This window comes from Pontixanthobacter sp. (genome assembly GCF_049682855.1).
GTDB lineage: Bacteria > Pseudomonadota > Alphaproteobacteria > Sphingomonadales > Sphingomonadaceae > Pontixanthobacter.
The window spans coordinates 45,278-63,750 of record NZ_JBAUIK010000014.1 but is presented as its reverse complement, the minus strand read 5'-3'; the positions used below and the strand labels follow the sequence as shown (position 1 = coordinate 63,750).

General features: G+C 58.6%; 20 protein-coding genes. 12 read left to right on the top strand and 8 right to left on the bottom strand.

The genetic code is table 11. The features are described from left to right. Positions 1-113 precede the first annotated feature (113 nt). The 4 genes from ftsE to WA922_RS09660 are packed head-to-tail and all read left to right on the top strand — an operon-like array spanning position 114 to position 3,024. Complete coding sequence (gene ftsE, locus WA922_RS09675) at positions 114-866, top strand: cell division ATP-binding protein FtsE (RefSeq protein WP_424771500.1); 753 nt, start codon at positions 114-116, stop codon at positions 864-866. Further along, positions 863-1,798 carry a cell division protein FtsX gene (locus tag WA922_RS09670; RefSeq protein ID WP_424771499.1) on the top strand — a complete coding sequence of 312 codons (936 nt, stop codon included), beginning with the start codon at positions 863-865 and terminating at the stop codon, positions 1,796-1,798. Before ftsE ends, WA922_RS09670 begins: the two co-directional genes overlap by 4 nt. Further along, the gene (locus tag WA922_RS09665; protein ID WP_424771498.1) at positions 1,795-2,325 is read left to right on the top strand and encodes a YdcF family protein; all 531 of its coding nucleotides are present in this window, start codon (positions 1,795-1,797) and stop codon (positions 2,323-2,325) included. Before WA922_RS09670 ends, WA922_RS09665 begins: the two co-directional genes overlap by 4 nt. 6 nt (positions 2,326-2,331) lie before the next feature. Beyond that, the gene (locus WA922_RS09660; protein ID WP_424771497.1) at positions 2,332-3,024 is read left to right on the top strand and encodes a lysophospholipid acyltransferase family protein; all 693 of its coding nucleotides are present in this window, start codon (positions 2,332-2,334) and stop codon (positions 3,022-3,024) included. Positions 3,025-3,032: 8 nt separating this feature from the next. Here the strand turns inward: WA922_RS09660 and WA922_RS09655 are convergent, their stop codons facing one another. Together WA922_RS09655 and WA922_RS09650 are read right to left on the bottom strand one after the other, a co-directional pair. Next, positions 3,033-3,908, bottom strand: a complete 876-nt coding sequence (locus WA922_RS09655; protein ID WP_424771496.1) for a prephenate/arogenate dehydrogenase family protein — start codon at positions 3,906-3,908, stop codon at positions 3,033-3,035. Next, the gene (locus tag WA922_RS09650) at positions 3,908-5,008 is read right to left on the bottom strand and encodes a pyridoxal phosphate-dependent aminotransferase (protein ID WP_424771495.1); all 1,101 of its coding nucleotides are present in this window, start codon (positions 5,006-5,008) and stop codon (positions 3,908-3,910) included. The genes WA922_RS09655 and WA922_RS09650 overlap by 1 nt, the downstream gene beginning before the upstream one ends. A 149-nt stretch (positions 5,009-5,157) precedes the next feature. On the opposite strand from WA922_RS09650, the gene metX reads away from it, so the two are divergent. From metX to WA922_RS09635, 3 genes are all read left to right on the top strand, one after another. Next, entirely contained in the window at positions 5,158-6,264 is a 1,107-nt protein-coding gene (metX, locus tag WA922_RS09645; protein ID WP_424771494.1) for a homoserine O-acetyltransferase MetX, read from the top strand. Beyond that, entirely contained in the window at positions 6,261-6,869 is a 609-nt protein-coding gene (metW, locus tag WA922_RS09640; RefSeq protein ID WP_424771493.1) for a methionine biosynthesis protein MetW, read from the top strand. Before metX ends, metW begins: the two co-directional genes overlap by 4 nt. 557 nt (positions 6,870-7,426) lie before the next feature. Then, complete coding sequence (locus WA922_RS09635; RefSeq protein WP_424771492.1) at positions 7,427-8,272, top strand: hypothetical protein; 846 nt, start codon at positions 7,427-7,429, stop codon at positions 8,270-8,272. Between the two features lie 129 nt (positions 8,273-8,401). On the opposite strand, the gene fghA is transcribed toward WA922_RS09635, so the two are convergent. The 4 genes from fghA to WA922_RS09615 form a co-directional block, all read right to left on the bottom strand. Further along, a complete protein-coding gene (fghA, locus tag WA922_RS09630; protein WP_424771491.1) occupies positions 8,402-9,256 on the bottom strand; it encodes an S-formylglutathione hydrolase in 855 nt (284 codons plus the stop codon). A gap of 87 nt (positions 9,257-9,343) precedes the next feature. Further along, the gene (locus tag WA922_RS09625) at positions 9,344-9,724 is read right to left on the bottom strand and encodes a VOC family protein (RefSeq protein ID WP_424771490.1); all 381 of its coding nucleotides are present in this window, start codon (positions 9,722-9,724) and stop codon (positions 9,344-9,346) included. Between the two features lie 30 nt (positions 9,725-9,754). Beyond that, positions 9,755-10,147, bottom strand: coding sequence for a VOC family protein (locus tag WA922_RS09620; protein WP_424771489.1), 393 nt, complete (start codon positions 10,145-10,147; stop codon positions 9,755-9,757). A 22-nt stretch (positions 10,148-10,169) separates the two neighbouring features. Next, positions 10,170-11,276: an S-(hydroxymethyl)glutathione dehydrogenase/class III alcohol dehydrogenase gene (locus tag WA922_RS09615; protein ID WP_424771488.1), complete on the bottom strand. Its 1,107-nt coding sequence runs from the start codon at positions 11,274-11,276 to the stop codon at positions 10,170-10,172. A 129-nt stretch (positions 11,277-11,405) separates the two neighbouring features. Here WA922_RS09615 and WA922_RS09610 point away from each other — a divergent pair, with 129 nt between their 5' ends. The 5 genes from WA922_RS09610 to WA922_RS09590 all read left to right on the top strand — a co-directional run bounded on the left by WA922_RS09610 (position 11,406) and on the right by WA922_RS09590 (position 15,789). Continuing rightward, positions 11,406-11,783: a hypothetical protein gene (locus WA922_RS09610; protein WP_424771487.1), complete on the top strand. Its 378-nt coding sequence runs from the start codon at positions 11,406-11,408 to the stop codon at positions 11,781-11,783. Between the two features lie 63 nt (positions 11,784-11,846). Further along, complete coding sequence (locus WA922_RS09605; RefSeq protein ID WP_424771486.1) at positions 11,847-12,518, top strand: glutathione S-transferase family protein; 672 nt, start codon at positions 11,847-11,849, stop codon at positions 12,516-12,518. 46 nt (positions 12,519-12,564) lie between these two features. After that, complete coding sequence (gene msrB, locus WA922_RS09600; RefSeq protein ID WP_424771485.1) at positions 12,565-12,966, top strand: peptide-methionine (R)-S-oxide reductase MsrB; 402 nt, start codon at positions 12,565-12,567, stop codon at positions 12,964-12,966. 134 nt (positions 12,967-13,100) lie between these two features. Further along, complete coding sequence (locus tag WA922_RS09595) at positions 13,101-15,290, top strand: PBP1A family penicillin-binding protein (protein ID WP_424771484.1); 2,190 nt, start codon at positions 13,101-13,103, stop codon at positions 15,288-15,290. A 109-nt stretch (positions 15,291-15,399) separates the two neighbouring features. Next, complete coding sequence (locus WA922_RS09590) at positions 15,400-15,789, top strand: hypothetical protein (protein ID WP_424771483.1); 390 nt, start codon at positions 15,400-15,402, stop codon at positions 15,787-15,789. Between the two features lie 141 nt (positions 15,790-15,930). Here WA922_RS09590 and WA922_RS09585 read toward each other — a convergent pair whose 3' ends face one another. Both WA922_RS09585 and hflC read right to left on the bottom strand, forming a co-directional pair. Beyond that, a complete protein-coding gene (locus WA922_RS09585; RefSeq protein WP_424771482.1) occupies positions 15,931-17,445 on the bottom strand; it encodes a Do family serine endopeptidase in 1,515 nt (504 codons plus the stop codon). Positions 17,446-17,619: 174 nt separating this feature from the next. Then, the gene (hflC, locus tag WA922_RS09580; protein ID WP_424771481.1) at positions 17,620-18,471 is read right to left on the bottom strand and encodes a protease modulator HflC; all 852 of its coding nucleotides are present in this window, start codon (positions 18,469-18,471) and stop codon (positions 17,620-17,622) included. Positions 18,472-18,473: the final 2 nt, after the last annotated feature.

Below are 18,473 nucleotides of genomic sequence, written 5' to 3'. Positions count from 1 at the left end.
TTGTCCGACTGCGTAGTGGTGACAGCACACCTTTTTTCCACATCGAAGGCCCGCTATAGGGCTGCCAATATGCCGCGCCGTATCACTCTTTCGACCGAAATTGGACCCACATCATGACCGGTGACCAGAATGAAGGGGTAATTTTCGACAATGTCGGGCTGCGTTACGGGACGGACCGGGAAGTTCTAAGCAATATTTCCTTCACGCTGTTTCCAGGCAGCTTCTATTTCCTGACCGGCGCGAGCGGCGCGGGCAAAACATCACTGCTCAAATTGCTATATCTGGCGCAGCGCCCCTCCCGCGGGGCCATCCGGATGTTCGGCACCGACGTCATCACTCTGCCGCGCAACCGGCTGCCATCCTACCGGCGGAGGCTGGGGGTGGTGTTTCAGGATTTTCGCCTCGTTCCGCATCTGTCTGCGTTCGACAATATTGCCCTGCCGCTGCGCGTATCAGGCGTGCGGGAGGCCGATTTGCAACGGCCCGTGATCGATATGCTGGAATGGGTCGGCCTGTCGCACCGCGCGGAGGCGCATCCCGCCACATTATCTGGCGGCGAGCAGCAACGCGTGGCGATTGCGAGGGCCGTGATCGGCCGTCCCGATATGCTGGTGGCGGATGAGCCGACCGGTAATGTAGATCCGGACATGGCGCTGAAATTGCTGCGTCTGTTTGAGGCACTCAACCGTCTCGGCACGACTGTGGTGGTGGCGACGCATGATGTGCATCTGCTCAAAAAGGTACCGGCATCACTGATTATGCGGCTGGATAAAGGGCGCCTGTCAGACCCGACCGGCGCATTGCGTTATCCGCCGCGCCGCCCGGCACAAAGACCGCAAGACGGCACGCTGGAGCCTGACCTGTGAAACAGCCTCCGGCCTTGGGTAGCAAAACCGTCCGCGGGCTCATTCCGTTTGGCGGAGAGCAGGCCGCGCAATTGGTGCCGCATGCACGGCTGGCTGGACCCATGCCGTGGGTCATCGCGATTATGGTTGCTCTGACCGTGATCGCTGCCGCTGGCGGTTTGGCGATGAGTAATGTCGCCGCCAACGCCCGCGCAGAACTGGCTGGCGGGGCGACCGTCCAGATTGTCGAGGCCTCTGCTGCGGAGCGAGCCCGGCAAGCAGATATTGCGCTGAACGTGCTGGAACCCCATCCAATAGTCGCATCGGTGGAGCGGGTATCTGATGAGGAACTGAATGCACTGCTTGAACCGTGGCTTGGGGTTGGCGCGAACAATAATGAAGCGGTGCCGGTCCCGGCCCTGATCGATGTGCGGCTGCGCGAGAATGTGACGGAGGATAATCTGGCGACATTGCGCGGCATTTTGGCCAGCGCCGCCCCGGCGGCGAGGCTGGATGCGCAATCGAGCTGGCTTGGCCCGGTTTTTTCCGCACTATCATCGCTCCAATGGCTCGCGGCTGCGCTGGTGCTGTTATTGGGGCTGACAAGTGCCGCAGCAGTGTGGCTTGCTGCGCGTACGGCGCTGGGTGCCAATCATGATACGATAGAAATCGTCCATCTGCTGGGCGGCACAGACGTGCAGATCGCACGGATATTTGAACGCTCCGTCGGGTTTGACGCGATTTTGGGGGGTGCGGTTGGCCTGGGTTTGGGGCTTGTGGCCATTCTGGTGCTGGGGCAGCAATTCGTGGAGTTGGGGTCCGGCATGATCGCTGGCGGCGGTCTGCGCTGGTTTGACTGGGTGCTCATCGCTTTGATCCCGCTCGCCGGTGTTGCCATTGCAATGCTGACGGCGCGTGTGACCGTCATGGGCGCGCTGAGACGGATGCTGTGATGCGCCGTTTTTTTGCAGCGATTGCGATCCTATGGTTCATTGGATTTGCGTGGTTCACCATTGCTTTGCCCCGGCCCTATGATGGCGGGATCAGCCAGGCGGTTATCGTCCCCACGGGTGCGGCCGGGCGGATCGAGCACGGTCTTGAAGTGCTGGCCAATGGTGACGCGCGCGAAATGCTGGTGACCGGGGTCGACCGCGAAGTTAGGCCGGCAGAATTTGCCGCACAGTTTGGCGTGTCGATGGAGCTTATGCAGTGCTGCATTACGCTGGGTTACAAGGCGGTCGATACCAGGGGAAACGCAGCGGAAACCGCAGAATGGATCGAAGACCGGGGAATTACGGACCTGCGGCTGGTCACCACGGATTGGCATATGCGCCGTGCCCGAAACGAGCTTGAGCACAGTATCCCGGCCGGCGTGACTATCATTGGGGATGCGGTGGAATCAGAGCCATCCTTGCGGATATTGTTTCTTGAATATCACAAATATATTGCCAGCCGTGTGGCCAATATCTGGCGCGAGTGACCCGCTATGCTGATCATTCGCAACCTTCTGTTCTATCTGGTTTTCTATATTGGCAGCCCGCTGTTCATCATCCCGTCGGTTATGGTGATGTATTTCAGCCCGCCAATGCTGCGCGCGCTGACGCGTTCCTGGTGTCATTTTCACCGCTGGTGCCTGCGTGTTTTTGTCGGGATTGAAATCCGTACACAGGGCGCGCCGGTTGACGGACCGGTATTCTATGCGATCAGACATGAGAGTTTCTTCGAAGCCATTGACGCGCCTGCGCTGATTGACTGGCCCGCCCCGTTCGCCAAGCGGGAACTGTTTTACATCCCGTTCTGGGGGTGGGCCGCAAAAATTTATGGCTGCGTCCCGGTGGACCGGAGTGAGGGGGCCAAGGCGCTGCGGGCAATGGTCAGGGCGGCGGGCGGCCTGTCTGCGGCGGGCCGCTCGCTGGTGATTTTTCCGGAGGGTACCCGGATGCCGCATGGCCAGCGGGGCCGTTTGCGCGCTGGATTTGCCGGTCTGTACAAGCTGATCGGTTTGCCGGTGGTACCGGTCGCGGTGAATAGCGGGCCGCTCTATCATCGCCGCCTCAAACGTGCCGGGATCATCACATACCGGTTTGGAACAACCATTCCGGCTGGGCTTGCCCGCGCTGAAATGGAAGCGCGCGTGCTGGATGCGATCAATTCGCTGAACGACCATCCGCCCGCATAGCGCAGGGTTTACCGATCCTGCCCTTGCTCGATAATCGAGCGGCGGATGGCGCGGGTACGCGTGAACAGTTCGTGCAGGGCATCGCCATCACTGCGCCGGATGGCGCGCTGCAGAGCGGTCAGATCCTCGGTAAAGCGGCCCAGCATTTCCAGTACGGCGTCTTTGTTATTGAGAAAAACATCGCGCCACATGGTCGGATCGGATGCCGCAATCCGGGTAAAGTCGCGAAACCCCCCTGCCGAATATTTGATCACTTCGCTGCGGGTCACCTCTTCCAGATCAGATGCCGTACCAACAATGGTGTAGGCGATCAGATGCGGAATATGGCTGGTGACGGCCAGCACCAGATCGTGATGCTGCGCGTCCATGATCTCTGTCGTCGAACCCAGACTTTCCCAAAACGCACACAGGGTTTGGATATGCTCGTCAGCGGTATTTTCGGGCGGGGTAAGAATGCACCAGCGCCCTTCAAACAATTCGGCAAAACCGGCGTCCGGCCCGCTTTGTTCGGTGCCTGCAACCGGGTGCGCCGGTATGACCACCGCACCGGGCAAAGCGGCGCGCAAGGTGTCGGCCACGGATTGTTTGGAGGAACCAACATCGCTGACAATTGCGCCTGCGGGCAGCGCATCACGGATGGCATCGGCGGCACAGGCCATCGCACCAACCGGCACGCACAGAATAACCAGGTCAGCCGCCGCGACAGCGTCTGCCGCATTATCGCAAATCACATCGGCCAGGCCGCGTGTCCGTGCTGCCTCACACGCGGCAGGATCGGCATCATATCCGGTTGTTGTAATGTCACTGCAATGTTTCGCAATCGCCAGGCCTATCGACCCGCCCAGCAAACCGAGCCCAATAATCGCGACCGATTGGACGGCCATTATCCATCCCCCAGCAGAGTGCGCAAAATCGCCATCACATCGTCCATTTGCTGCGCCGTCCCGATCGTTATACGCAGGCCCTGCGGCAGCCCCTGTCCAGGCAGCCAGCGCGTGGCATAGCCGCCCTCCGCCAGCGCCTGATGGGCCTGCTTTGCGCTGATGGCCCCTTCAAACAGCACCAGCAGAAAGTTGGCCTTACTGGGTATAGACCGCAGACCGTAATTGCCCAGCGCCTCGATACATTCGGTGAAGCGGGCTAGCTGTGCCGTATTATGGTTGCGCGAAGCGGTGACAAAACCCTGGTCACCGACCGCTGCCAGTGCCGCAGCCTGCCCGTGACTGGTCACATTAAACGGCCCGCGTATCCGGTTCAGCGAGGCAATCAGATCACGGTCACCAGTGGCCCAGCCAATGCGTTCCCCCGCCAGGCCGTAAATCTTGGAAAATGTCCGCGTCACCAAAACATTCTGGCTGTTTGCTGCCAAAGCCATTCCGCCATCATCCTCGTCAGCCGCCAGATATTCGGCGTAGGCCTGATCAAGCACCAGCAGTGTATTGCCGGGCAGCGCGGCATGCAGCCGCGCTATGTCATTTGCGGGCAAATAGGTGCCGGTTGGATTGTTGGGATTGGCGATGAATACGACGCGTGTTTTATCCGTAACCGCCGCGATCATCGCATCGACATCCATACCATGATTGCAATCGGGTGCGATCACCGGTGCAGCGCCGACGCGCCGGGCCGCGATCTCGTAAACCGAAAAGCTGAAGCGTGAAAACAGCACTTCATCGCCCGGTCCGGCATAGGCCTGTGCGGCCAGATTGAGCAGTTCGTCGGACCCCGTTCCGCACACGATCCGCGCCGGATCAATATCATGTAGCACGCCCAAAGCCGCCCGTAACTGCGCCGAATCCGGATCGGGATAGGCCGCCGGCGCGTGTGCATCGGCAAAGGCGGAAATCGCAGCCGGGCTGCACCCAAGCGGATTTTCATTGGCGGAAAGCTTGACCAGCGCGCGCCCGTCATCGCTATGCGCCTTGCCCGGCACATAGGCATGGATGGCATTGATCCAGGGTTTTGGTTGAGGGGTATGGTTGCTCATTGATGCTGCCTGTAGTCTATGCCGCCAATGAGGCAAAAAAGAAAATGCAGCCCTTCGACAAGCGGGTACCGTGTGGGTAAGGGGAATTGTCCAACCGGTATATGCTGGGCCTCACCCGGCATTGCCCCTTGCAAAGTTACCGATCGCCTGTGCAGTTGAAAACTCAATCTTTGACCCTGTCTGACCCGCTTGCGCTGGATAGCGGTGATGCGCTTGAAAATGTGCAGATTGCGTTTGCAACCTATGGCGCATTGGCGGCGGATAAAAGCAACGCGGTTCTGCTGTGTCATGCCCTGACCGGCGATCAGTTCGCCGCGAGCGCGCATCCGGTTACGGGCAAAGCTGGCTGGTGGGAGCGGATGGTCGGCCCCGGACTGCCGATTGATACAAACCGCTATCACGTGATCTGCGCCAATGTGATCGGCAGCTGTATGGGGTCAACCGGACCGGCGGCACAGGGGCCAGATGGCGCGCCCTATGCCATGCGCTTTCCGGTTATCACCATCCGCGATATGGTGCGCGGATTGGTGGGACTGCTCGATCATCTGGGCATCGAACAGTTGCATGCGGTGGTGGGCGGCAGCATGGGCGGGATGCAGGCGTTGAGCCTTGCTGCAAACTGGCCCGATCGTGCCGCGCGGGTGCTCGCCATTGCCACCACCGCGCGCCATTCCGCGCAGAATATCGCCTTCCACGAGGTTGGCCGCCAGGCGATCATGGCCGATCCGAACTGGGCCCAGGGCGCATATTACGCCAGCGGCAAAACGCCCGATGCGGGCCTCGCCGTGGCGCGCATGGCGGCGCATATTACCTATCTTTCCGAAGAAGGCCTGACCGAGAAATTCGGGCGCCGTTTGCAGGACCGCACATCAAAAAGCTTCGGCTTTGACGCGGATTTTCAGGTCGAATCCTATCTGCGCTATCAGGGCAGCGGGTTTACCCGGCGCTTCGATGCCAATTCCTATCTCTATATCACCCGGGCGATGGATTATTTCGATCTGGCGGAGGAACATTCTGGCGATGGCGAAGAAACTCTGCTCGCCAACGCATTTAAGGGCACACCGGCACGCTTTTGCCTGGTGAGTTTTGACAGCGACTGGCTCTATCCCACAGCCGAAAGCCGCCATATCGTCCACGCTCTTAATGCGGCGGGCGCGCCGGTCAGCTTTGTTGAACTCAGCGCGCCGTATGGTCATGACAGCTTCCTGCTCAACGTGCCAGAGCTGGACCGCGTGGTGACGGGGTTCCTCGAATGAGCGCGACCGGACAGGATATTCTACGCCCGGATCTGGCGGTCATATTCGGCCAGATCGAACCCGGCAGCCGCGCGCTGGATGTCGGCTGCGGGGACGGCGTTCTGATGGCGGCCTTGCGCGATCAGAAGCAGGTTGATGCGCGCGGGATCGAGATTGACGGCGCCTGTGTGGAACGCTGCGTCGCGCGCGGGCTGTCGGTTGTACAGGGCGATGCCGACCACGATCTGACCTTCTATCCCGATGGCGCATTTGACTACGCGATCCTCAGCCAGACCCTGCAAACCGCCGCGCGGCCAGACCGGATGATGCAGGAACTGCTGCGCGTGGGCCGCCGCGCTTTTGTCAGCTTCCCCAATTTCGCCTATTGGCGGATGCGCTGGGCCTTGATGCGCAAAGGCCAAATGCCGGTCACCCGCCACTTGCCGGTAACATGGTATGAAACGCAGAACATCCACCATGTGACGGTGAAAGATTTTGAAGTGCTCGCCGATGATCTGGGCATCGCCATTTCCAACCGTTGGTTCTTCACCAATGAGCGTGAAATTGGCGAAAGCGGCGCAAATTGGCGCGCCGAATATGCCCTGTTTGAGGTCGGGCGCGGGTAACATGCGCGGGGCTGGCGCTTGACACTTGCTTGACACAATTGACACTGTGTCAATTATGGCGACCGTATTTTTATCGCACTATATCATAGGCTTATGTGTATGTCGAATATATAGACATACAGGGGAGGGGCCGGGGCCTATCGCGGGTACTTGCTTGACCTGTCCATCAATATACCATCCACTAATCCATCATTCATTCCCCATTTTTCGTCCTCCCCGCAAAAGCGGGGACCCAGAACAGTATAGTGCCAAGCACTCTAGATTCCCGCCTACGCGGGAATGACGAAAAGTGATGGCAGCATACATCAACAATTTGAAAGAGCGCCTACGCTCTATCGTGGAGGATTGAAGTAGGAAAATAGATTTGTGTTTATGAGAAATAGCGGACTGGCCGCTTTTATGATCAGGAGTTTGATCTCGGATGTCCGGAATTGGAGTGGAAAGCTGACATCTGCCTTTTAACATCACATTTCGCCCGGCGTTTTGCTGGATCATTAACTCACAGACGGCGGTTTTGCTGCCTATCGTAATAGCATAGGTTCCGCTAAATTGATCAGATGAACGAAGTAATTAAACCCCGTCAGTATTACGCCGCGCGAAAATATGGTTCATCTTCTGCGGGATTGTCGCTCGATGATATGCGCGAGTTGCTGTTTAGTGCGTACGAGCACTACGATCATAGCGGCTATTTCGTTGAGGCATTTGGCTTCGAATGCGTTGATGCCGGTTTTGAGCCTGGCTACGTAGGCAGCAACGCCGACGCTTACATTAGATTATTGCTCGAACGGGGCAAGCTTTGGCCGATGAAGGACCACTACAAGGAGTACGATGAGGATGACATTTTCACCCTCATTGAGTTCCTGTATGATCACATTAGCAAACCCTTAAGCCGAGAGTACCATAGTTGGGATAACTGCGGGTATCACTACTCAAACTTTGACCGAGAAGAGGGGCGCAAAGAGTTTAGAGAGCGGCTCAATCTCCCTCTCAAGCGCTACGGCCTTGGGTGGGAGTTGGCCTTCGTTGGTGAGCTTCTGAGTCTGCCACCGCAAGGGATGGCAACATTAGTCAAGGCTCCGCTGCCAACTGCCGATCCAATGATCCAAGAAAAGGTCGCTGATGCAACGATGAAGTTTCGGCGACATGGTAGCAGTCTCACAGACCGCCACGATGCGGTTCGCGACCTTGTCGACGTGCTTGAATTCATTCGACCGCAAATAAAGGTTGAACTCTTGCCGGAGGATGAGCGAGACCTGTTCAATATCGCGAATAACTTCGGCATTCGGCATATGAACCAGAAGCAGAAGGTAAGCTATAACAGAGCAATTTGGCTGAGCTGGATGTTCTATTATTATCTGAACACAATTAACGCCTGCCTTCATATGCTAAAAACACAAAAGTGAGGTCGAGTGTTAGTATCGCAAGATAGAGTCATTGAATGTGTTCGAGGTGACTTCTCAACGACTCGGCCAAAGGAATGATGCAGTATCCCAATGCCCGCACTAGGCTCGTTCCCAGCCGTCGGCTAATCTTTACCCCAACCGCTCCGCATGCCACTGCACATGATCGGCCATAAAGGTCGCAATGAAGTAATAGGAATGGTCATACCCCTCCTGCATTCTAATCTGTGCGGGGATGGCTGCTTTTTTGCAGGCGAGGGCCAATAATCCGGTTTTGAGCTGGTCTTTCAGGAACTGGTCGGCGGTGCCTTGGTCGATCAGCAGGTCGGGTAAAGCCGCGCCATCCTCTATCAGGGCGCAGGCATCATAGTCGCGCCATGCCGCCCGATCATCGCCGAGATAGCCGCCGAGCGCCTTCTCGCCCCACGGGCAATGCATTGGGCTGGTGATGGGGGCAAAGGCGCTGACGCTTTGGAAGCGGCCGGGATTGCGCAATGCGGTCGTCAGCGCGCCGTGGCCGCCCATGCTGTGGCCGGTGATGCCTTGGCGCGCCATATCGGCGGCGGGGAAATGCTCGGCGATGAGCGCGGGCAATTCGCGTTCTATATAGCTGCGCATGCGGAAGTTTTTGGCCCAGGGTTCCTGCACCGCATCGACATAGAAGCCCGCGCCCTGGCCGAAATCATACGCTGCATCATCGGGCACGTCATCGCCGCCCAGATCCTGACCGCGCGGGCTGGTGTCCGGCGCGATGAAAATCACGCCATGCTCGGCGCAGACGGCGCGGTATTCGCCCTTGTCGGTGACATTGGCATGGGTGCAGGTGAGGCCAGACAGGTACCATAGCACCGGTAGCTTCGCGCCCTGTGCATGCGGGGGTACATAGACCGAGAATGTCATCTCGGTACCGGTTTCGGTGGAGGCATGGGCGTAAACCCCTTGCACTCCGCCGAAGGCACGGTTCTCGCTGATGGTTTTCAAAGCCATAACATCACAGTCCGTTTATGCGGGTTTGATTCTTCCCATTTGCCTCTTCGACACGCTCATAGGAAAACGGGGAGGATCGGCTGCAGATCACCCCATCCGCATCATGGTGCAGACTTTATTGCCCGCCGGATCGCGCAGATAGGCGAGGTGCATTTGCATGCCGCCGCCTTCGCGGATGCCGGGCGGGTCTTCGATCGCCGTGCCGCCATTGGCGAGGCCCGCCGCGTGCCATGCTTCGGCCATTTCCGGGCTATCGACCGCAAAGCCGATCGTCCCGCCATTGGCGTGGCATGCCGGGTTGCCGTCAATCGGTTTGGTCACGATGAAGATGCTGCTATCCTTGATATACATCACCCGCCCCTTGGGATCGACCGATCCCTCGCGGCCGCCCAATGCGATGAAGCAGGCATCATAGAATTTCTTGGCGGCGTCGATATCATCCGCGCCGACCATTACATGGCTAAACATAGAATATTCTCCTTACGGGGTTTTACGCGATTAAGAGGGGCGGTGGATGCCGCAGATTTTGTGGCCGTCGGGATCGGTGAAATAACACAGATACATCGGCCCCATGCTGCCATCGCGCAGGCCAGGCGGGTCTTCGATTGCCGTGCCGCCATTGGCCACCGCGACATCGTGCAATTGCTGGACCTGCTCGGGCGAATTGCAGACAAACCCTATCGTGCTGCCGTTGGACGGGGTCACCGGCTTGCCGTTAATCGGCTCGCTGACCGAGAATGTCGAGCCATCATGGCTGTAAAACAGCCGGGTCTGGCCGGTATCATTGACATGCGCCATTGGGTCGCCCGCGCCCAGAACGCCCAGCACGGCGTTGTAAAAGCTCTTCGATTTTTCGATATCGGCAGAGCCGATCATGATATGGTTCAGCATTATTCTCTCCTTATTTGCGTGTTCAATATATCACCACGCTGCGGATGCTTTCGCCCGCATGCATCAGGTCAAAGCCCTTATTGATGTCATCCAGCGTAAGCGTGTGGGTGATCATCGGGTCAATCTGGATCTTGCCGTTCATGTACCAATCGACGATCCTGGGCACATCGGTCCGGCCCTTCGCCCCGCCAAAGGCAGTGCCGCGCCAGTTACGGCCGGTGACCAGCTGGAACGGGCGTGTCTCAATGGTCTTGCCGGCCTCTGCCACGCCGATGATGATGGAGGTGCCCCAGCCCTTGTGGCAGCTTTCCAGCGCCTGGCGCATGACATCGGTATTGCCAGTGCAGTCGAAGGTGTAATCCGCCCCGCCATCGAGCATATTGACCAATGTCTCCACGACATCGCCAACATCATTCGGATTGACGAAGTCCGTCATCCCAAATCTGCGGCCCCATTCTGCGCGGTCGGGGTTGATATCGACACCGACGATCCGGCCCGCACCGGCCATTTTGGCGCCCTGGAGGACATTGAGACCGATCCCGCCAAGGCCGAACACCGCCACGCTGTCACCGGGGCGCACATCGGCCGTGTTGACCACCGCGCCAACCCCTGTGGTGACCCCGCAGCCGATGTAGCAGCTGGTCTTGAAAGGTGCATCCTTGCGAATTTTGGCAACCGCGATTTCGGGCAGAACGGTAAAGTTGGAAAAGGTCGAGCACCCCATATAATGGTACATCGTCTCGCCTTTGTAGGAAAAACGGCTGGTTCCGTCGGGCATCAGCCCTTTGCCCTGCGTCGTGCGGATCGCGCTGCACAGATTGGTCTTGCCGCTCAGGCACATTTTGCACTGGCGGCATTCGGGGGTGTAGAGCGGGATCACGTGATCGTCCGGTTTGACCGAGGTAACGCCCGCGCCCACTTCGCGGATGATCCCGGCGCCCTCATGGCCCAGCACGGCGGGAAACACGCCTTCTGAATCGAGCCCGTCCAGCGTATAGGCATCGGTATGGCAAATTCCCGTTGCCATTATTTCAACCAGCACTTCGCCGTCTTTCGGCCCCTCCAGATCAAGCTCGACAATTTCGAGCGGTCTCTTGGGCTCAACGGCAATGGCGGCTCTGGTCTTCAAGGGTAGGGTTCTCCTGTGTTGTCCGGTTTCTATTCAAGACTGTATTGACCCGCGTCAACCGGGAAGCACACAAAACGCAAAACCGATCGGGCCAGTGAATATTCAGCTTGGCCGCTTTAGGGCGGCTGGATGAAAACGCTGTCTCTTGCCGCATGCTGCATCACGCTGCACGCCGCCCAATTCGCTCTGCCGGTTTCAGCACGCACGCCGGATGCGACCGCGCTGACGCTGGAACAGCGCACCAGCCTGCGCTGTTCGGCGGCATTTGCGATCATTGCCGACAGACAGGCGAAGGGCAATCCGCAGGCGCTTGAATATCCGGCCCTGGCAGAGCGCGGGCGCGAATTTTTCGTGCGCAGTTCCGCGCGGCTGATGGATGATACCGGCATGGACCGGACCCGGATCAGCGCATTGATCCAATCCGAGGCGCTCAATCTATCGGAACAGGGCATGATCACACCAATCATGCCGTCATGCCTCCTCTTGCTGGAGGCATCCGGCATATAATTCGGCAGGTTTCATGCCGCATTATATGGACGCGGCAATCCGCTTGGTTCAATAGGGCGTGATATGTGGCGAATATATCAGTTTCCCCTGTGTCCGTTTAGCCGGAAAGTCCGCTTGCTGCTGAGCGAGAAGGGCGTGCCGTACGAATTATGGCGTGAAAACCCGTGGGACGATTCCGAGGAATTCGGCCATTTGAACCCCGCAGGACGCACCCCGGTGCTGCATGATCCGGATAAGAAAATAACCTTGTGCGATAGCCGCGCGATTTGTGAATATTTCGAAGAGACGATTGAACAGGCACCGATGATCAATGGCACGGTCGCCGGGCGCGCGGAAATTCGCCGACTGGTGGCCTTGTTTGACGAAAATTTCTTTGGCGATGTCACCAGCCCGTTGCTGCAAGAACGGATGATGAAGCGGCTGGTTACCCGCCAACCGCCCGATTCCCAGCGGCTGCGCACGGCCATGAAAATGGCGCATGGGCATCTCGACTATATGGATTTCCTGATCGATAACCGGCCGTGGCTGGCAGGATCGCGGATGAGCCTGGCGGATTTGGCAGCCGCAGCGCAGATCAGCGTGGCCGATTATCTTGGCGGAATTGACTGGACCGGGCACGATCAGACGCGCGGCTGGTATTCCATTTTCAAAAGCCGCCCCAGTTTTCGCCCATTGCTGAGCGAGCGGATGGAAGTGATCCAGCCGCCCAGCCACTATAGCGATGTGGACGGGTAGTCCCTATATCCGCTGTCCAACTGTTAGCCGGACAATGGAGAGCAACATGTCTGATCCCAAGTCGATCACGGATGCCGAATGGCGCGAAAAACTGTCGCCCGAGCAATTTCACATATTGCGGGAAAAAGGGACCGAACGCGCGTTTACCGGCAAGTATGACAAGCATTATCAAGAAGGCGAGTATTTCTGCGGTGGTTGCGGGGCAAAGCTGTTTGCCTCCGATGCCAAATATAATAGCGGCTGCGGCTGGCCTGCCTTTACCAAACCGGCTGAAGGCGACGCGGTGGCCGAGCACCGTGATGAAAGCTTCGGCATGGTCCGCACCGAAGTGACCTGCAGCAATTGCGATGGACATTTGGGGCATGTATTCCCCGACGGCCCGGCCGAGGCAGGCGGTCTGCGCTATTGCATCAACAGCGCCTCGCTGGATTTTGAAAGCGACGATTAAGCTGATCTTTGCCAAGCGCCGCTATCGCAGCGTGCCACCTGCAATTTCCCCGTTCACGCGGGGTTACAACTGGTTTAGGCAGGGGTTCACTGGACGGTATGTGCAGTGCATAACGGGCGGGGTGAAGTGAACTGATGGAGAAACGCGGCAGCAAGCGGACAGCGCGCAGCAGCGCAAAACCGGCCCGGCCACCCCGCAGCGGCTGGCGGTTGTGGTTTCGCCGCCTGTTTTTCACCGGCCTGGCGATTTTGGTGCTGGCGGTAATTTTTGTGGGTCTGGCAGTGGCGTTCGCCGCCCAGTCCCTGCCTACATATGCAGAGCTTCGCGCGACACAGACCGCACAAACGATCATTGTGCGCGCGCGCGATGGCAGCGAGATTGTCGAGCTTGGCCCCAGCTTCGGTGAATGGCTCGACAGCGACGAGATTCCCGGCGTCATGAAAGAGGCGATGATTGCGGTCGAAGATCGCCGCTATCACAGCCATTTCGGAGTGGACCCGATCGGCCTGGCGCGGGCAGTCTATGTCGCGATATCCGACAGCGGGCGTATCGCCGGAACCTCAACGATCACGCAGCAATTGGCGCGGAACGTTTTTCTCAATTCGAACCGCACGATGGACCGGAAATTGCGCGAGGCCGTGCTGGCTATGGCGCTGGAAAGCAAATTTTCGAAAGACCAGATCCTCGAGCTTTATCTCAACAAAGTCTATTTTGGCGGCGGTGCCTACGGGATCGATAGCGCCAGCCGCAAATTCTTCAGCCATCCTGCAACGCAGCTCAGCACAGCCGAAGCCGCCATTATCGCCGGACTGGTCAAGGCGCCGTCCAATTATTCGCCAACCGCCGATGTCCAGGCGGCAGTGGACCGCGCGCGGGTGGTGCTGCGCCTGATGAAGGAACAGGGACGGATTTCGCCGAATATCACGGTCGATCCCTCCACTGTAAAACTGAAGGAGGAACGTGGGCAGAATTCGGTACGGTACTTCACCGATTGGGCTTTGCCGCAGTTGGATATCTTGCTGCCGCAGACATTCGAACCGATCGAGGTGTGGACCACTCTCGACGTAGGGATGCAGCGCGCCGCGGCCGCCTCGATCAAGTCGAATACGCCCGAGGGCGCACAAGGGGCTCTGGTCAGTCTCGACCGTGACGGCGCGATCCTGGCCATGATTGGGGGCACGGATTATGTCACGACCAATTACAACCGCGCCACCGATGCGATGCGGCAGCCGGGGTCGGCGTGGAAATTATTCGTCTATCTTGCCGCGCTGGAGGCGAATTACAAACCCGATTCGCGCGTGGTCGACGCGCCGGTGACAATTGACGGGTGGAGCCCGCGCAATTCCGGCGGCAACTATTCGGGCGCGATGGATGTCCGCACCGCCTTTGCCTATTCCAAAAATACGGTCGCGGCCCAATTGGGCAATGAAGTCGGTTTCGGCACCGTGGCCAGCATGGCACGGCGGTTTGGCATTACGAGCGAGATTTCCACCTTCCCCGCTATGGTGCTGGGCAGTTCGGAAACGCGCGTAATCGATATGACCCGCGCCTTTGCCGGCGTATCGGCTGGCGGCATGTCGGTCGAACCTTATGGCATTGTCAAAGTGACTACGGCCGGGGGTGAGACCTTGTATGAGCATAGATCAGCGCGCGGATCGCGTCTGGTGCCCGATTATGTTGCGGCCGGAATGACCGATCTGCTGCAAACGGCGGTTAATACCGGTACCGGCAAAGCGGCGCAGATCGGGCGCCCGGTGGCGGGCAAAACCGGTACGACATCGTCCAACAAGGACGGGTGGTTCATTGGGTTTTCGAGCGGGATTACCACCGGTGTATGGATGGGCCGCGATGATGCGAAACAGGTTGCCGGATTGCAGGGCGGCCGCGCACCGGCGCGCGCTTTTGCGGCCTATATGCGCTATGCGGTCAAAGACAGGCCGGTGGAGGAATTTGATACCGAGCTGCAACTGCCCGAATGGCAATTGGAACCCGATGACGAGTTCTATTTTGGCGATCCGGAAGAATATTATTACATTGATGAGCAGGGCAATCTGATCGAACCGGGGCGGCCGGATGGGGCCGGCGGTGCGCCGCGCGATCCCGCATTTCCTATCGATGGAGAAAGCGGGTCCAACAACGCCGCGCAGCGTGCCGGCCCACGCCCGCAAACGCCCGCTACCGGCGCGCCCCAGGCTGTCAGCGATGATTTCCTTGAACGCGCAATCGGCCCCGCAGACCGGCCCTCCGCTCCGCCGCCGCAACCCAGAGCCACGCCTGGCCAGCCGCCATCGCGCGGCCAGTCCGCTGCGCCGCCCGCGCAATAGCGTAGGGGGCGCTGCGCGCTCGCCCCGTGTGACCTGCATCACGGCGCGGGCAACATTCACGTTCTACTCGCCTGGTGATCGCAAAACAGGATCACAATGAGGAGAACATATGTCTATCCGGTTTACTCTAATGGCGGCTGTGCTGGTCGCATCATCATCGGCCTCGGCCAGCTACCGCCCGTCTGTCGATAAGGATGGGTGCTGGGATGCCAAAACGCCGCGCAACACCAAATGTCTGCAGCAGACCGATCATAAGTGGAATGACGGCAAGATTACGGTCACATACAGCAACAGCTGCGATCAGAGAATCTATACCAAGGTCTGTCATGACAGAAATAGCGGCAGCCGGGATTGCGGCGCATTCGGCATCAGGGGCAATAGCAGTTACAAATATTACACCTATGATGCCACGGGCGATGTCAGTTACAATGCAGTCGGATCGACCCAGTCTTCCTATGATTGGGTGTGCAAGGATCGCTGGAATATGACTGTGCGTTAGACTGTCCGCTCACTGGAAAAAACACAGCCCCTCCGGCAATAGCTGCCGGGGGGGCTGCCCTCGGAGGGCGCTGCCGGGGGCGCTGCCGAAGGGCATTTGCGTTTCTTGTGCGGCGCCCGGGCCGCCAGATTTCGGCCGATATTACCTCAGGCGGATCGCGACATAGCGCGCAGGAGTGCCGCGTCTTTGTACCTGCAGAAGTACAGCCTCCCGGTTTTCCGTTTTCGCTTGCGCCACAATCGCTTCCAGACCGGCGACACTGTTCACCCGCTTGTAATTGGCTGACAGGATAATGTCCGCGCGGCGCAGTCCCTTGCGGGCAGCGTCGGAGTTTGGGTCGACAGCCGCGATGGCAAGACCATCGGTATCGGCTGCGGCACCCAATTGGCGATTGATCGTCGGGGTGAGGGGAACCACTTGCAGACCCAGCGAAGTTTCCACTTCGCCGCTATCGATACTGTCGGGCATCGGCGTCTCGTCATCGGGATCGGCGAACATCTGCGATGCGCGCATTTCCTCTTCGCTTGGGCGTTTCTCGATGGTGGCCTGTACCGTGCGGCGTTTGCCTTCGCGGTAAAGTTCAATCGGGATGGTCGTGCCCGGCGTGATATTGGCGACGAGGAAAGATAACGTCTGTTCCGACGTGACTTTCTTGTTGTTCACTTCCACAACGATGTCACCGGCACGAATGCCGGCCTTGTCAGCCGCCGCGTCAGGGGACACGGCCTGCACGAATTCACCGACATTCTTTTCCAGCCCAAGCGAATCGGCCAGGTCCTCATCAACCGGTTGAATGCTCACGCCCAGGAACCCGCGTTCGATGCTCTGCCCCTCGCGCAATTGCGCCACGATGGGCTTGGCCACTTCGGCCGGAATTGCGAAACCGATACCGACGCTGCCGCCCGATGGGGAGAAAATGGCGTTGTTGATGCCGATTACATTGCCCTGCATATCAAACATCGGCCCGCCCGAATTGCCGCGATTGATGCTGGCATCGGTCTGGATATACCGGTCATATGCGCCCGAACCGGTATTGCGCGATACCGCAGATACGATGCCCGATGTCACCGTTCCGCCAAGGCCAAACGGGTTGCCAATGGCGATAACCCAGTCACCCACGCGGGCCTGATCGGAATCGCCAAACTTCACGAACGGAAACGCCTGTGCGCGATTGATTTTCAGGACCGCCAGGTCAGAGGCGGCATCGGCGCCGACCAGCTCGGCATCATATTCCTTACCGTCAGGCATGGTGACAGTGATCTCTTCCACAGTGCCACGCCCGTTGGGGCTGACCACATGGTTATTGGTGACGACGAAGCCGTCCGCCGAAATGATAAAACCCGATCCCAGTGACTGCGCTTCGCGCGTTTGCGGCTGATTGCCATCTTGGCCCGGACGGCGCAGGCCGAACAGTTCAGCGATCGAATTTCCGCGTTGCACTTCGATCCGCTGGCGGGTGGAGATATTGACCACCGCAGGCTGAAGCTGTTCGGTCAGATCGGCGAAACTTTCCGGAGCGCCTGCGCGCGGCACGGCGCGCTGCATTTCGATCCCTTCGTTCACCGCCACTTGGGCACCGGCGGGGAAGCCGCCAATCATTGTAACAGCAGCGCCGCCAATCAGCAGCGCGGAGGTCAATCCATAAGCATATCGCACAGGCTTCACGTCCTTCTATTCCTCTTCAATTGTGCGCGTATTATGCGCCTTTGGCCCCATATTGACTACAGGGTACTGGCCCTGAATGGCGTTTGAACGATCGTCTATTTTCGCCGTCTCATGCGCCGCAAAAACGGGCCTGTTTACGTGTATTATATTCTGTCCGATACGGGGTTACCGCCCCCCGCCACGGAATTGCTGCAGATACTCATTGTCGGGTGACAGGATAATGCTGCTTTCGCCTTCTGCTTCGCTGGCAAAGGTCGCGTCATAGCTCTGCATGGCCCGGTAAAAATCGTAGAAATCGGGGTCCTTGCCAAAGCTTTCCGCATAATTGCGCGCGGCGGTCGCATCGGCTTCTGCGCGGATAATCCGTGCATCACGTTGGCCCTGGGCACGGATCGTCGCCGCTTCGCGTTGACGGTCGGTTTCCATCCGCGTGAAGGCTGATTGCAGCGGTGTACCTTCGGGCAGATCGGTCCGCTTGATCCGCACATCGAGCACTTGCGCACCATATTCGCGCGCCTGGGCGTCCAGATTCTGTGTAATCTGCGTCATCGCATTGCCGCGTTCGGCAGTGAGCATTTCGGCAAATGTCCGGCGGCCAAGCTCCTGACGCAGGACCGAGTTCAAAATCGGTTCCAGCTGTGTACGGACGCCCTCTGTTGAACCGGCCCGTTCCACCATCCGCACCGGATCGATAATCCGGAAACGGGCATAGGCGTTGACCAACAGACGTTGCTGATCGCTTGACAGAACCTGTTGGTCAGTCATGTCAAGATCAAGAATACGCTTGTCGACGCGAACCAGCGTGTCGAGCACGGGAATGCGCCACCAGATACCGGCACCGGTCTCGCCAAACGGCATATCGGGCTTGAACCGGTTGACCGTTTCAATAGGCTTACCCGCGCGCACCACGACAACCTGCTCTTGTTCCTGAACAACGAACAAAGTCGAGAACGCAGCAATCAGAACCACGCCAGCGGCAATGATTGCGGTCTTATATGTGTCCCAGATATTTTCCATGA